The 15,451-nt window shown below is 58.9% G+C and carries 10 protein-coding genes; all 10 read right to left on the bottom strand.

The window, feature by feature from the left end; all coding sequences use genetic code 11:
* Window positions 1-14: 14 nt before the first annotated feature.
* Window positions 15-2,762: a hypothetical protein gene (locus tag GOV79_RS06605; protein WP_170789111.1), complete on the bottom strand. Its 2,748-nt coding sequence runs from the start codon at window positions 2,760-2,762 to the stop codon at window positions 15-17.
* Between the two features lie 23 nt (window positions 2,763-2,785).
* Window positions 2,786-4,261 (bottom strand): hypothetical protein, encoded by a 1,476-nt coding sequence (locus GOV79_RS06610; RefSeq protein ID WP_170789113.1) that lies wholly within the window; start codon window positions 4,259-4,261, stop codon window positions 2,786-2,788.
* 155 nt (window positions 4,262-4,416) lie between these two features.
* Window positions 4,417-5,781 carry a M20/M25/M40 family metallo-hydrolase gene (locus GOV79_RS06615; RefSeq protein ID WP_170789114.1) on the bottom strand — a complete coding sequence of 455 codons (1,365 nt, stop codon included), beginning with the start codon at window positions 5,779-5,781 and terminating at the stop codon, window positions 4,417-4,419.
* Window positions 5,778-7,823 carry a hydantoinase/oxoprolinase family protein gene (locus tag GOV79_RS06620; protein WP_170789116.1) on the bottom strand — a complete coding sequence of 682 codons (2,046 nt, stop codon included), beginning with the start codon at window positions 7,821-7,823 and terminating at the stop codon, window positions 5,778-5,780. The genes GOV79_RS06615 and GOV79_RS06620 overlap by 4 nt, the downstream gene beginning before the upstream one ends.
* Complete coding sequence (locus GOV79_RS06625; protein WP_237217958.1) at window positions 7,810-9,621, bottom strand: hydantoinase B/oxoprolinase family protein; 1,812 nt, start codon at window positions 9,619-9,621, stop codon at window positions 7,810-7,812. The genes GOV79_RS06620 and GOV79_RS06625 overlap by 14 nt, the downstream gene beginning before the upstream one ends.
* Window positions 9,622-9,694: 73 nt before the next feature.
* On the bottom strand, window positions 9,695-10,672 hold the full coding sequence (locus GOV79_RS06630) for an ABC transporter ATP-binding protein (RefSeq protein ID WP_170789120.1): 978 nt from the start codon (window positions 10,670-10,672) through the stop codon (window positions 9,695-9,697).
* The gene (locus tag GOV79_RS06635) at window positions 10,669-11,688 is read right to left on the bottom strand and encodes an ABC transporter ATP-binding protein (protein WP_170789121.1); all 1,020 of its coding nucleotides are present in this window, start codon (window positions 11,686-11,688) and stop codon (window positions 10,669-10,671) included. The genes GOV79_RS06630 and GOV79_RS06635 overlap by 4 nt, the downstream gene beginning before the upstream one ends.
* Window positions 11,689-11,690: 2 nt before the next feature.
* Window positions 11,691-12,590 (bottom strand): ABC transporter permease, encoded by a 900-nt coding sequence (locus GOV79_RS06640; RefSeq protein ID WP_170789123.1) that lies wholly within the window; start codon window positions 12,588-12,590, stop codon window positions 11,691-11,693.
* Window positions 12,583-13,560 (bottom strand): ABC transporter permease, encoded by a 978-nt coding sequence (locus GOV79_RS06645; protein ID WP_170789124.1) that lies wholly within the window; start codon window positions 13,558-13,560, stop codon window positions 12,583-12,585. Before GOV79_RS06645 ends, GOV79_RS06640 begins: the two co-directional genes overlap by 8 nt.
* Before the next feature lie 84 nt (window positions 13,561-13,644).
* The gene (locus tag GOV79_RS06650) at window positions 13,645-15,300 is read right to left on the bottom strand and encodes an ABC transporter substrate-binding protein (RefSeq protein WP_237217959.1); all 1,656 of its coding nucleotides are present in this window, start codon (window positions 15,298-15,300) and stop codon (window positions 13,645-13,647) included.
* Window positions 15,301-15,451: the final 151 nt, after the last annotated feature.

The raw sequence follows: 15,451 nt of genomic DNA on the forward strand, positions 1-15,451 counted from the left end.
ATCTTTGTCCCCGGTTACGACTGTTTGACTTCGGCCAGAAGGTCGGCTTCGGTTTTTTCGAGGAAGTAGAGGAACCTGCGCACCGGGCGCCCGCCGTCAAACGGGTTGGTCTTGTAAAGCCCGCCGATCTTGCTTTCGTCCAGAAACCGCCTGTTGCGGCGGATCATGGCAAAGGCCTGTTCGCGCAGCGCAATCAGCTCGGGCATGTCCGCATCCTTGGCGGCGGTGATCAGCTTGAAACATTCGGCCGAAAGGTCCATCTTTAGGCCGACCTGTTCGGCAACGGATTTGATTGCTTTTTCATTTTTGTCGATCAGAGCCACGACGTTTTGGGCCGTTTCATCCGCGTCCGAGTCGCGCGCTTTGGCGGCGACGGATTTCACGTGCTTGCCGTAAAACTCATCCATTCCCTTGAAATAGGGCGACAGACTGTCGATCAGCCGGTTCAGGATCATCTCAAACTTCTCAGCGGGCGGTTTGTCTTTCAGGTCCAGCGTGACATTTGCATCGGCAAACTCGCGCGCCTCGTCCATCAGCCGCAGCGCTTCGTCACGCAATTCGTCCCAGTCCTCAACTGTGACCGCAGATTTCGCGCGGCTTTTCAGCGCTTTCAGCAGGGTCTCGTTGCTTTCGAAACTGTCCCGTGCCGCCCCTTTGAGGTGTTTCTTTTCCGCCGAGATCAGATTGTCGAACCGGTCGCGGGCTTCTTTGTACCGCGCCTTGGCTTCTGCGGTCTTTTCGTTCTTGTCGCCCGACGTGTCCATATCGGAAAGTGCGTCCTTAAACGCCGTGCTACCATGCCCCTTTATGCCGGCAATCAGCGCCGAAGGCGCTTTCTTGCCCTTCAGCCCTTTGAACGCGTCTTCGGCCTGTTTTAGCAACCGGGTTTCACGGCCAATCTCGGCAATCAGTTTTTTCAGGGCCGGTTCACCGTTGAATTCGTAGGTTGTGTTGTCGCCAATTTCGATGGTTCCCCAGAGCTTGGCAAATTTCCCCTCAAAACTTCCGACGTAGTCTTTGCGGTCGGCGGCAGACTTAAGCCGTTTCAGCATCGCGGCGTCAATCTTCAGCCCCTCGGCCATGTTGTTGTCATTGCCGGTGTCCAGCTTGTCAGAAAAGGCCTTTAACGTGGCCTTGAATTGATTGACATAGGCTTTGGTCAGGTCCTTGCGCGCCGAATTGAATCTTTTTTCGAAATCCTTGTAGAGCGTGCGATAATATTCCGCGCTTTCCACCTGAGCTTCCAACTTCTTTTCCTGCGATTTCAGGGTTTTCAGACAATCAGGCAGGTTTTTGGGGTCTTTGACCTTTTCATTCGCCCCGTCGAACTGATCTTTATAAAACTGCTTGCCAGTAGCGGTGTATTTCAGAACGCCCTTATCCAGTTGGGTCTGCCACCTCTGGGCGCATTTTTCATATTCGATATAGTCGTCGACATTATCCTCCAGAACTTTCAGTTCGGCAGCCATCTCTTGTTCGAAGGTTTCCAACAGCTCCAGATCGGCGCGGCCCAGCTCTTCTGACCCCGCAATCAACTGCATAACCTCAAGATTTGCGGCCAGAGGGCGCAGCACTTCTTGCGGCAATCCGGTCAGACCGCGCCGGATCAACGGGATCGAGCGGCGGGTCTGCAATTCGCCGTGGCCCGTGGCATCAGCGCCTTCCTGTTGGATCTCGTGATCCGAGATGGCCAGATATTTGGCCAGCTTTTTCTCATGAAATTCGGCGCATTCCTTGAAAAAGGCTGCCAGCAGTTTTTCACCAGCAGCGACTTCTTTTACCGCCTTTTTCTGCCATGCCAGGATCTTGTCGACATCCTCCTCGAAATGGTCCTTGGCCTCATCAAGTTTTGGCAGGTGCACATAGTTGGGCATGGTGTCGTTGAACTTGGCCAGCGCCTCGTAGGGTTTGTTCTTTTTGTCCTTGTATCTTGACGCGTATTTCTTGCGCATTTTGCTTGCGGTGATGCGCATGTCCCTCATATGCCGGGTGGTATCGACCACCTCGCGCGCCAGACTATCCAGTCGGTTGGCATCGGCTTCGTCGGCCAGTTCCTCGGTCGATTTCCGGCTCGCGACCGCCTGTTCCAGATCCTGATCCTCATTCCCCAAAATCTCGCCTTTCGGGGCATCGGCGGCTTGGTTTTCGGACAGGGCCAACTTTTCGAGTGTCTCAAGGTACAACAAACCATTCAGAACCGCCTGAGCCTTGGAATAATCCCCATCGGCGCACAGTTTCTCGGCCACTTTCGCAGCCCGTTTCAGCACGCGCTGACCCCGACGGGCGAGCTTGTCGTGATCGCTGTCCTGATCGCCCTTTTCGGCCTTTTGGTCTTGCAGATCGGCCAGATCGCCCCGCACGGTCTTGAGTTTCAGGTCAATCGAGGCCTTGAGCGCTGCAACTTTCTTGTCGCGCAGTTTCTTGTCTTTTTGGTGGTCACGGAAATCAATCGGATGCCGCCATGCTCTCAGCAGCTTGACCTCCTGCGAGGACAGCTCGAACTTCTCTAGTTCCCGATCTGTAAAAGTGAACAGCTCGGGGTCGAACTCATCAAGATCGGCACCCTCTTCGGTCATACCATAAAGCTGAGCTGCCGCCTGACTGATTTTCTCTTCGATGGACGTCCCATCGGGCCGGTCGGGCACCACTACGGATTTCAGTTTTAGGGCTGCCATCAACTTGGCGGCAAAATCGCGCGCCCGTTCGGCTTTTTTCGGATCTACAGTGTCGTCCAGTTCCTGAACTTCTGCGCCTTCAGGCATTTGCTTTCCCCCCAACGGACCTTTTAACTGGTGCTCAAGGCCTGTTTCATCTGTTCGACCGCCCCACCCAGCGTTTCGGCCAAAGTCATCGATACGCTCAGATCATTTCCATCCATGATCTGAATGGCCTCGTTCGTGTTAAGGAACTGGCCCATTTCGTCAAAAATGCTCTGCGCTTCGGCCTTGGCGTTGGGCAGCTTGTCCTCATTCGCGGCGTCAAGGCCCAGAAAGGCCGCATTCAACCGGGTATAAAGATTTTCGGAAAATCCGGTCAGGCCGTTATCGGCCAAAATCTGGCAATTGGGGTCTGAGAAACCCGCCAACTCTTTCCGCAAGGATTCGATCTGACCATTGGCCTGAGTGCAAGCCGCGTCCCAGATATCGCGCACGCGTTTGGCGGCTTCCCGACCAGTCGGACCGGGGTCAAGGCCTGCGGGGGTCGCATCAGCGCTGGCCAATTCCTGTTCGATCATCGCCAGCGCTTTCAGAGCAATCGGGTATTCCCCGGCCTCGGCCCGAGTGACCGCTTGCGCATATATCTTTTTGGGCTTTGCGAACTGTGCTGCGTCCCGTTTCAGGGCCGCCGCCAGAATCGGTGCAATCCGGGCGCGCTCCTGTTCGTATTTCTGCTTGCCTGCCAGAGCGTCAGTCTGCCGGGTTTCGGGCTCCGCAGTACTCCCCGCTTGAATCTGGCCGGACAGAGCTTTGAGAATTTTCAACGCCATCTCAAAATTGCGCGCATCCGCTTCGGCCACCGCCTTGACCCAGGCCGCGTTGGCTTTGCCGCCGTCGATCCGGCCTGCATCGATCGCTTTTTTCAGAACGGGCTCAAACTTGGCCGAGCCGATTTGCCATTTCTTTTCGTTCAGATCGATAGGTGCAGGCGCTTCCTCGGGTTGCTGGTCTGCAGCGGTCATCGACTGAATCACCCGTTTGGCGACCTTGATCGCCCCGGCATAGTCGGTCTCTTCATCGCCGATCCGCACCGCATAGGTCCAAGCGGCTCTAATCTTGGATACATCGCCAGTCGAGGTCTTGAGGAATTGCAGTATTTTGGGTTCAACGGTCGATTTCAGCTGTTCCCATTTCGCTTGAAGCGGGTCGGGAGCTTGGGTTTCCGCGGTATCGCCCTCGGCATCCGCATCTTCGCCATCCTGTTCGATCAGGTTTCCCTGAGCATCCAGGATACACACTTTCATAGGCAGCTTGGCCAAAGTCAGAAAGGCGCGGGTCTTTTTGGACAGCCCGCCCAATTCATCGGAAAGAAGGGTCAAGTTTAGCGTATTGCCGTCAGCGTTACAGGTTCCAAAAGCGACCTTGGGAGTTTCTCCGGCCTTTTTCGCGTTTCGGCCTAACAGGTCTGGGGCCTTGATGCGGTCCAGCAGGAAAACGGTAGTGTCAGATTTCTTCCCCAAGCAAATAGCGAAATTGAGATCCCGTTTTCGGGCCGCAGCAATATGACCTTTGAGGTCTTTTACTACTGTCTTGTCCAATGCCATCTCTATGCCTCCCCCGAGCGCAAGAAAACGCGACGGTGCTGGCGGTAAACAAGATTTGCGACAGCACTTGGTAACGATCACACTTTTAACTTCGCACAAATTTGAAATCTTTGCGCGCAAAACTCAACGAATTTTTGGTTTCTTTTGTGTTTAGTCTATACCTTTGGAGTGTTTATCCGCCCCAACGCGTCCAAAACGGCAGCGCCGGTTTTAATTCCATCCAGAAATCTGACAATCTCCAAATTCTCGTTCGGTGCGTGGTTAGCCTCGTCTGCGTTGGCATAGGGAATGACGAAGGCGTCCTTGCCTAGTATTTTTGTAAATACATAGTCTGGCAGGGATCCCCCCATTGTGGGATAGATCAGGGGCTCGACCCCACGGGCCGCGACAATGGCGTCGCGCAGGGGTTTTGCGTAGGGGCTGTCCAATGGTGTTTTCGACGGCAGCATCCCGTTGTGGCGCACCACCTGAACGTTCGGCGCATGTCTGGCGACATGAGCCTCGATCCGTTCGAAAACGTAACTTGGCGTCAGCGGCTCGACCAGACGCACGTCGCATTTGGCAAATGCCTCATTCGGCAGAACCGTCTTGCTGCCGGGTCCGCCATAGCCGCCATGCAGGCCATTGATGGTCAGCGTCGGGTGGAACATCAGCCGGTCCCAATAGGGGCGCTCGAGCGGACCGTCCATCTGATCCAGTGCCAGATCTTCCATCACCGCCTTTTCGTCGTCAGGCAGGCGAGCCACGGCGTCGCGTTCCAGATTGGTCGGTGGGATTACCGGTTCGGTCAGCCCCTCGACCGTAATGTTGCCCTCGGCGTCTTTCATCGTGGCCAACAAGTGAACCAGCGTCCAGATCGGGTTGGGCACCACGCCGCCGTAATTGCCGGAATGCACATCTCGGGCCGCCCCTTTGGCCACCAGATCGAACGAGGCCACGCCACGCACGCCAAAGGTAATCACGGGCGCGCCGCTTTCATGCAGGGGCCCGTCCGAGGTGACAACCAGATCGGCCTGTAGCCGATCCGCGTTCTGTTGCACGAACTCGGCGATTTGGGGTGAACCAATCTCTTCTTCACCCTCCAGCAGGAAGATGATGTTGCAGGGCAGGGTGCCATTCACGGCCAGATGCGTCTCAATCGCCAGAAGCTGCGCGAAGTGCTGCCCCTTGTTGTCGCCAATCCCGCGGGCCCAGATGCGGCCATCCCGCAGCGTTGGCTCGAAGGGCGGGCTGACCCACTGGTCCAGGGGGTCAGGGGGTTGCACGTCATAATGACCGTACAGCAGCACGGTGGGCTTTTCGGGATCAACGGTGGCGTGGCCTAGCACGAAGGGATGTCCCGGTGTTTCGACCAAACCAGCATCGAACCCAAGATCGGAGAGAAACCCGACCAGCATGGTCGCGACCTCGCGTATGCCAATGTCATGGGCCGAGATCGACGGGTGGCGCACATAATCCATCACCCGCGCGATGAAACTGTCGGCCTGCGTGTCGATATGGTCGAAAAGGGCTTGGGTCATTCTGTGTCTTCCATAAGCAATAGAGCGCCCGATGGGTGGACCGTCGCGGCCCATCCGGGTGCGATCAAGGCGGTGGTGTCCAACTGGGTCAGGATTGCCGGTCCGGTGATTGTGGCCTCGGCTCCAAGCGCTGCGCGGTCATAGATAGGCGTCTCGGCCAGCCCGGTTGGCCAATAGACCTGTTGCATCTGCAAGGGTGCGGGCTGGTCAGTCTTGTCCAACGTCGGAGTTTGCACCGGAGCGGTCTTGCCGACGGCCTCGATCCGCAATGTGACCAGCTCAATCGGAGCATCCAAAACGAAGCCGTACAGAGACCTGTGCGCCTCGCGGAACCGGGTTTCCGTATCGTTAGGTGTTTCGGCCCAATCGATCGCGATTTCCCCACCCTGTCCGTGAAAGCGCAATAAGGCGCGGGCCTTAAGCGCCCTCTGCTCGGGTGCAATGCCTTCGTGATCCATCCAATCAGAGGCATCTTGCGTCAATTCCGCCACGATGCTGTCTCCCAAATCCTGATCGACCGGGCCAGGCTTGGGCAACGCCCGGGTGAATTCGGCCTTCATGTCGGCGGCCAACAACCCTGCGGCACAAAGTAGCCCAGGCGCGGCGGGGATCATTACTTGGTTGATCCCCAGTAAATCGGCCAAAGCACAACCATGCAGCGGGCCAGCCCCGCCAAAGGGAACAAGGGTGAAGTCGCGCGGGTCATGGCCGCGCTCGACGGAAACGGTGCGAACCGCGCCCACCATGTTGTTGTTCATGATGGCCAGAATGCCCTGCGCCGCCTCTTCGGGTGTCAGGCCAAGCGGGCGGGCGACGTTGTCGGTGACGACGCCTTTGGCGGCCGTAACATCCAAAGACATCGCGCCACCCAGCAGGGCATGGGGCAGGGTGCCCAAAGTGACATGCGCGTCGGTGACGGTGGCTTCGGCCCCGCCATGCCCATAGGCCGCCGGTCCGGGCCGCGCCCCGGCCGAGTTTGGCCCGACCGACAGGGTGTTATGGGTCACCGCAGCGATAGACCCGCCCCCGGCGCCGATTGTCACCATATCCACCATCGGCAGGGATAAAGGCCATTCACCCACTTTGCCCTGTTGGGTCAGGTTGATCTGCCCGTCGCGGATCAGGCAGATATCGGCAGATGTGCCGCCGATATCCACAGTGATGATATCCTTGATCCCGCAGGCCGCCGCCGCATCGACCGCGCCCACCACGCCTGCGGCAGGGCCAGACAGTGCGGTTAAAGCGGGCGCCGTGCGGATCGCTTCGGTCCCCGCGACACCGCCATTGGATTGCATCAGCAACAGAGGCGAGCTCGCCTGCGCTTCGGCCAGCCGGTTTTCCAGACGTGAGATATAGGTTGATACCCCCGGCATCACATTTGCGTTTAAGACGGTGGCCAGAGAGCGTTCGAATTCGCGCACCACAGGCAGAACATCCGTAGAGCAGGTGATGGCGACATCTGGCAGCGCTGCGCGCAACAGCTGGGCCACGCGTTTTTCATGAGTGGGGTTGGCATAGGCGTGCAAAAGGCAGATGGCGATGGCCTCGACCTGCTGGACGCGCAGGCTGTCCACCAGCGCGGTCACGCTACTTTCGTCCAGTTTTTCGACCACATGACCGCCGGTGCCGATCCGTTCATCGACCTCATGAATGCGGTCTGCCGGAACGGGCCTTGCGGGTTTAACCCAAGTGAACAGATTGGCGTGGCGCGGGATGTCTTGTCGCCCGATCTCAAGCACGTGGCGGAATCCGCGGGTCGTCACAAGGGCAGTGCGCGCGCCTTTGCCTTCGAGGATCATGTTCGTGGCAACCGTCGTACCGTGCAGAACGCGCGACAGGTCGGCGGCGCTAAGCCCCGCATCCTCCAACACCATGTTCACGCCGGTCATAAACGCCTGCGACGGGTCGCTGGGCACCGAGGCGGTCTTGGCCCGCCACACCGCGCCAGAGCTGCGGTCAAGCAACGAGATATCCGTGAAAGTCCCGCCTATATCAACGGCCACGGCAAAGGACGGGTCAAAGAACATATCAGACGAGGGCATCGACATACTCCTGTCGGTAAAAGCGGCGGGTTTCGGGCCTGTTGGCGCGCAGGGTCTGCGTGGCTTGCACGTCCAGCGTGTCGCTCGCGACAACCACACCATATTCGGACCGGGCGGCATCAACGGTGACAAAGCCGCTTAGAACATCCTGCAACACGGTCTCTGCGGGCCGGTCATAGGGATGGCCGTAGCCACCACCGCCCCCGGTCTCGATCCGCAGGATGTCGCCGCGTTTGAGCATGTTACCATCCGACAGCGGATCAAGGCGCACCTCTTGCGGCGTGCCCGGGTTCACGATGGCGATGCCATGGCGACCAGATTTGCCGCCGTGAATGCCCCATGGCGGGTTCTGAACGCTGTCGATACGGATGGCGACCATGGTTTCTTCGGCCAGAATTTCATATTCGCGGACGATCCCGCACCCGCCGCGATACCGACCCGCTCCGCCGGAATCCGTAACGATGCCATAGCTGCGCATGGTCACGGGATAGCCCGCTTCCAGAAACTCGACCGGATAGTTTTCCTGCGCCACGAAATAGACCGCATCTATTCCGTCCGCCGTGGACCGTGCGCCATAGCCAACGCCGATCCCATCCGCCAACAAGTAGGGTTCCAGCGTCCCATCCTTGGTGCGGTACTTCCCGCGCATGATGTTGACCACATAGGCCGAGTTCGCCGCCGGGGCTTCACCACCGCCCGCGTTCAACAGCCCGCACATGGCCGAGATCATCCGCATCGCGGTCAGGCCGCGCAGACCCAGTGGGGCGGGGTATTCTGGTTGCAGAAAGCTGCCCTTGCGAAATAGGACCTCGTCCAGCGCATTGGGCCCCCCTGCATTGCAGACCTGACTGGGATCACCCCCCAGATAAAACAGACCCAGTGCCATACCGGGCACGCCGTTGTTCATCAGGTAGTTGATCGGGCCGGGGGCCTGATCGTCACTGTCGCGGGCGTCGAAAGTGAAATGATCTGCACCATCTGCGCCCTTTGCGCGAGTTAGCGAGAAGCGCATGTGGAATGGACCGTTGCCGTGCCCATCTGTGTCAATCGCGTCGGTGAAGGAATAGGTGCCGTAGTCGAAAGTCTCGGCCATCTTGTCCCGCACCAGATTTCGCGTGCGTTCCAGCAACTGCGCCAACGCGTCTTCGGTCACGTCCGGCCCGAACCGGTCGAGGATTTCACCCACTCGGCGCACGCCAAGTTCGACACTGGCCATCAGCGCGCGCATGTCGCCTTCGCTCTGCTCTGGATAGCGGGAATTGCGGTGGAAGATATCCAGCACAGCCTGATTGACGCGGCCCGCCTCGACCATCTTGGTCACGGGGATCATGACGCCTTCCTGAAAGATGTCGGTGGCATCAGGGCTGATCGAGCCGGGGCGCAAGCCGCCGATATCGGCGAAATGCGCCCAGCTCATGACAAAAGCGCAGACACGGCCCTCACGAAACACCGGGGCCAGCAGGACCTGATCGTTGGAATGGGAAATCGCGCCGTATGAGCCGTAGCAGTCATTGTACCAGTAGACGTCGCCGTCCTGCATCGTCTCAATCGGGAATTTTTCCAGCACGGGTCGGGTCATGTCGCCAAAGATCGGCACCATCGACCCCACGGCCATCGTGCCATTGCCGTCAAACAGCGCCGTATAGAAATCCTTCTTTTCGCGGATAAAGGCGGAAATGGCCGTGCGCTCGATCAGCGCCTCCATTTCGGATTGCGCGGCGGCAATGGCTCCACGGATGATTTCGAGCGAGACCGGATCGCACAGCGCTGCTGTTTTAAGCGTTGAGGGCTTGTTCATGGTCATCTCCCATCTGGTAAGCTGAGAAAATGCACGGTGACGCAGACCGTGCGCGTATATGTGGCTGCCCAAGTCATTCTTCGGCGAAGTGACACGCGACGCGGCGCGTTCCTATGGGGCGGGGTATTGGGACTTCGTCGGCGCATCGGGTTTGCGCGCGGGGGCAGCGGTCGCGGAACACGCAGCCCGAAGGCGGATTTCGCGGGTCCGGGGCACCGCTGCCTATTGGCAGGGGATCATGGCTTTGGTCCACATGGGGCGTAGGCACCGCCGCGACCAGCGCCTGACTGTAAGGGTGCAGTGGGGCATGCACGATGTCCTCGGTCGGGCCGTCTTCCATGATCCGGCCCAGATACATGACGATGGTGCGGTCACAGACATAGCGCACCAGCGCCAGATCGTGGCTGATATAGATCGCCGTCAGCCCCAGCCGGTCGCGCACATCGCGAAAGACGTTCAGCACGCCTGCCCGCACCGATACGTCCAGCATCGAGACAGGTTCATCCGCGACCACGAATTCCGGCTGAAGGATCAGCGCGCGGGCCATGACGACGCGCTGCAACTGCCCGCCGGAGAGTTGATGGGGATACCGCTCCAGAAACTGTTTCGGATCGCCCAGCCCGACCAACTCCAGTGCGTCGATGACGCGGGTATGCCATTCGTCACGCGGAATGCGGGCGTTGGCCAGCGGTTCTTCCAGCGTCTTTCGGATGGAATAGCGCGGGTTCACCGCATCGAACGGGTTCTGGAAAATCATCTGCGACCGGCTGCGGAAGGCGCGCAGCTCATCGCCCGACAGATCCTTGATCTCTTGCCCGTCAAACCGGGCCGAGCCACCCGTCACCTCCTCCAGCCGCACAAGGATGCGACCCATCGAGGTTTTTCCGCAGCCGGATTCGCCCAGCAGACCGACGCTTTCGCCCTTGTTCAGGGTCAGCGTCACGCCATCCACTGCCTTCACGGTTGAGGGCAGCCCCATCATCGCTGAGATCGCGTTGCCGATCTTGTAGTGCAACTGCACGTTTTCCATCTGGATCATCGGGTGGGTCATGCGGCGGTCCCCCATGTCGCAGGGTCCAGCGCCACTTCGCGCAAGGTGGCGGCCTCATCGGCGCGGTGGCAGGCGACGTGGTGGTCTGCGGCGGCTTCGGTCAGCGGTGGCTCTGTGCTGCGACACAGTTCGGTGGCGAAGGGGCAGCGCGGGGCAAAGCGGCAGCCTTTGGGCGGATCAATCAGGTCCGGCGGGCTGCCCGCGATAGGGGTCAGAACACCGGTTCCGGCGGATTGCAGATCGGGAAACGCGTTTTTCAGCCCCATCGTGTAGGGGTGCAGCGGTTCATTCAGCAGGGTCGCGGTGTCGCAGTTTTCAACGACCTTGCCCGCGTACATCACCACCGTGCGGTCGCAGATATAGGCCACGACCGAGATATCATGCGTCACCATGATGACAGACAAGCCAAGGTCGCGTTGCAGGCTGCGCAACTGGTCCAGAATCTGGCGCTGAATGATGACGTCCAACGCTGTAACCGGCTCATCCGCCACGACCAGTTTCGGGTTCAGCGCCAGCGCCAGCGCAATCGCCGCGCGTTGCCGCATGCCGCCCGAGAATTGATGCGGGAAATCGCGGAGGCGACCCGGATCAATCCCCACCATCTCAAACAATTCGACGGCACGCGCGCGGGCTTGTTGCTTGCTCATCCCGCCTCGGTCGCGCAGCACCTCCAAGATCTGATATTCTACGCGATAGACGGGATCGAGCGAGTTCATCGCCGATTGCGGAATGAACGAAATATCGCGCCAGCGCAGGTTGTTCATTTCACGCTCGGACATCGCGGCAAGGTCTTGTCCGGCGAACTGCATCGCGCCGGCGGCAATACGCGCATTGTCGGCAATCACGCGGGTCAAGGCTCGGGCCATGGTGGTCTTGCCGCAACCTGATTCCCCCACCAAACCGACGATGGCGCCTTGCGGGACGTCGAAAGACGCCTCACTGACGGCGACCACATCCAGTGCGCCCACCTGATAGGCAATCGACAGGTCTTGGATGGAAAGAAGCGTGTCTGCCATTGTCAGCGCCCCAGCTTCGGAAACAGCAGGTTTTCATACCCACGCGAGATGAAGAAACCGGCACTGACCACAAGGATGATCGCCAGCCCCGGCGGGATGAACCAGTGATAAGCTTGCCGCGCCAACGCCTGACTCGCAAAGGCGTCCTGCAGCATGAAACCCCAGCTAATCGCATCCGGATCGCCGAAACCTAGGAAGCTGATTGATGCCTCGGTCAGGATGGCCCAGCCAATGGCAATCGAGCCATACAAAAAGCTCAGCGGCAGGATATTCGGGGTGATGTGGCGCAGGATGATCTTCAGATCGGAAGACCCGACAACACGCGCCGCCTCGACATATCCGCGCGAGCGCAGGGACAGGACCTGTGATCGGATCACCCGGCCCGTGTCGCGCCATAGCACCAGCGCCATGGCGATGACCGTGTTCCATATCGACGGCTCGGAAAAGGCCGAGATCACGATGACGAAGGGCAGGAACGGGATGCCGAAGGCCACATCGGCCAGTCGCATTAGAAAGGCGTCGACACGGCCTCCGAAATACCCTGCCAGCAATCCCACGACCGAGCCGATGAACGCCACCATGAACGCCGCCGTGAACCCCACCAACAAGGCTGATCTGGCCCCCCAGACGATCTGGGAAAAGATATCGCGGCCAAGGGATGTGGTGCCTAGAATATGCCCCTCTTCCCCCGGCAACAGGTCCGAGGCGAGGTCGTAGTCCTCGGTATAAAGGATCTCGGTCGGGTCGTAAGGTGCAATCAGAGGCGCAGCGATGGCCGTGAAAATGAACAGCGCATAGATGATCAGACCTGCCAACGCGAACGGGTCGCCAACGGGCAGCTTGATCGCCTCGAATATGCGCGCGATGCCCGAGGAGGGTGCCTTGACGCTGGTATCAGGCATGGGAAATCCTCGGGTCCAGGAAGGTATAGAGCAGATCGGCAATCAGGTTCATCGTGATGACCACGATGGCGATCATCAAAAACGCACCTTGCGCCAGCGGATAATCCGAGGCGGCGACCGCGTTCACCAGCTCTCGCCCCAGACCGGGCCAGGAAAACACGCTTTCGACCACCACGTTGCCCTGAAGCTGATAGCCCACTGCGATGGCGAACGAGGTCATCACTGGCAGCAAAGCGTTTCGCGCGCCGTGCCGGATCACCACCGCCGAGGGCGACAGCCCCTTGATCTTGGCCATGGTGACGAAATCCTCTTTCATCACGTCCAGCATGTTCGACCGCATCAGCAGCAACGGCAGACCTTGCGAGTAAATCGCCAGTGTCATCATCGGCAGGAACAGATGCGAAAGGAAATTGGCCGAGGTATAAAGCTGCCACAGGCTGTCATAACTGGTGCCGGCTGACCGCGTGCCGCCAGCGGGGAACCAGCCCAGCGAGAAGGAAAAAATCGCCAGTAGCACCATGCCCAGCCAGAACTCAGGCATAGCACGGGTGGCCAGAATGGCGGGTAAGGCAGCAGCCTCGAACCGTGAATTGCGCTTCCAAGCCAGCCATGCCCCAGCGAGGATTCCGAATGTGTAAGCCACGATCAGGGATGAGAATGTCAGGATCAGCGTATTGGGCAGCAACAGCATGATCCGTTCGGCCACAGGTGTGCGATAGCGGAAGGAATAGCCAAGCTCACCCTGCAACAGATTGCCCAGATAGGTAAAATACTGTTGCCACAAGGGTTTATCGAGGCCAAATTGCCGGATCAGTGCCTCTTGCTGTTCGGCCGTGAAGGTCGGGTCAATATAGGCGGCCAGCGGGTTGCCGGGCATCAGACGGAACATCAGGAACAGGATCGTCACGACCGCCCAGAGGACGAGCATCAATTGCAGCGTACGTATTAGGAAAGGCTTGAGAGTGCTCATCTCTGTCCTGAAAGCGCCCCGAAGGGTTTGGTTGTAGTGGGAAGAATGGCGCGGCGGTTGCCCGCCGCGCCAGCCCGACGGAGATCAGTCCGCGAGTGTTTCCTTAACTCCGTCGGGATAGGTCAGCCGATCCCCAACGCCGCCATAGCCGGCCTCTTGCAGGATTGACTTGGCTACGTCGCTACCGGCTTCGAACCCGGTCACGACATCTTCGGCGTGCCAATATTCCAACGCCGGGGAGACGACAGAGTTGGATGGGACGGCGAATTTCTTGAAGGCCGCGTTTACGATCAAGCGACGGTCGACCGCAGCCGACAACGCACGACGGAAGGCCGGGTCATTGAACGGCGGACGGCGCAGGTTGAAGGCCACGTAGCGGAAGCCGATGTCGACCGTCGAGACGACCTCGAGGTCGCCATCCTGCTCGGCGGCATCCAGCAGCACTTGCGGATCGCCCTGGAAATCAGTGAGGAAGTTCAGCTCACCCGACCGCAACATCCCCAACGCGGCTTCGGCGTTCGGAACCAGACGCAGGATGAAACGCTCGGCCTTGGGGGCGTTGAAGTGATCGGCATTGGCCTGAAGCACGATTTCCTCATTCGGCAGCCAGCGCACAAACTTGTACGCGCCCGAGCCAATAGGGATATCCTCCTGATAGCTTTCCGCATTCTCTTCCTTCGTAGACAGATCGGCCAGAATGGGTTCCCACACATGTTTCGGGATGATGTTGATCTTGGCCAGGCTGGACGTCAGGAACGAGGCTGAAGGCGTATTCAGCGTGAACACGATGGTGTTGTCGCCCTCGACATCGACACTGGCGACATTGCTGCCAAAGGGCGCATACATCGGCGCCTCGCCGCCGGTGGTCGCTGCGTAGGAAAAGACCACATCGTCAACCGTGACGGGATTGCCGTCGTGGAAGGTCAGTCCATCGCGCAAAGTGACGGCAATGGTGGTATCATCACGCCAGTCATAGCTTTCCGCTGCCCAGGGCTGCGGCAGGCCATCGGGACCCACACGGAAAAGACGGTCATAGATCAGTTCCGTCAGCCAATTATCGGTCACGCCCGAGATATAAAGAGGGTTCACCGCAATCACGTTGTCCGAGCTGTTGACGATGATATCCTTCTGATCGCCCGTAGGCGTCAGACCCAGCCACGTCCAATAGCTGCGAATACCGATGCCGGACTGATCCACCACCGAGGCAGGGTCAAACACGGTCTTGTCAAAGGCAAAGGCCTGCTGTGGATGCACCAGCATCATATTTGGCTGATCGGCGTCCAGAATTTCCTGCGCTTTCAGCACCAGTTTCTGCCGCGCCTCTGGGTCGACCGTCACGCGCTGTTCTTCGACCAGTGCATCATATTCGGGGTTCTTGTAGCCGATGAAGTTATACCCGTTCTCGGCAGTTGAAGAATGGAACAGGTTATAGATGATTTCATCGGGGTCGGACCGCTCGGGCCGTCCGGTCATTTGCCAGGCCGTCACATCCCAGTCATCGCGGTTATACCAGACCGCATCGGCCATTTGCGACCAGGGCATGACATTCACATTCACGTCCAGCCCCAGCTTGCGCCATTCCTGGGCAATCAGCTGGATGGCCTGAAATTCGGCCGGTTGCGCGGCTTGTGGCCGTGTTAAAAGCTCAATCGTGCGGATCTGGTCCTGTGCGCTAGCACTTGCGGCCCAGAGCGATGCTCCGACGGCAAGTCCGGCAGCAGCCGTAACAAGAGTCTTCAATGTCGTTCTCCCGTTGGTTCGCCCACGATGCGCGCGGGCTGTTTCCATCATGGCGGTCGTTGTGGTGCCGCCTTATGCGCAATATCCGCTTCACGATTACCACCGTCCTGCGAGGCGATATTATTGTTTTACTGAATGAAACGAGTTTGCT

This window comes from Ruegeria lacuscaerulensis, from assembly GCF_013034745.1.
GTDB lineage: Bacteria > Pseudomonadota > Alphaproteobacteria > Rhodobacterales > Rhodobacteraceae > Ruegeria > Ruegeria lacuscaerulensis_B.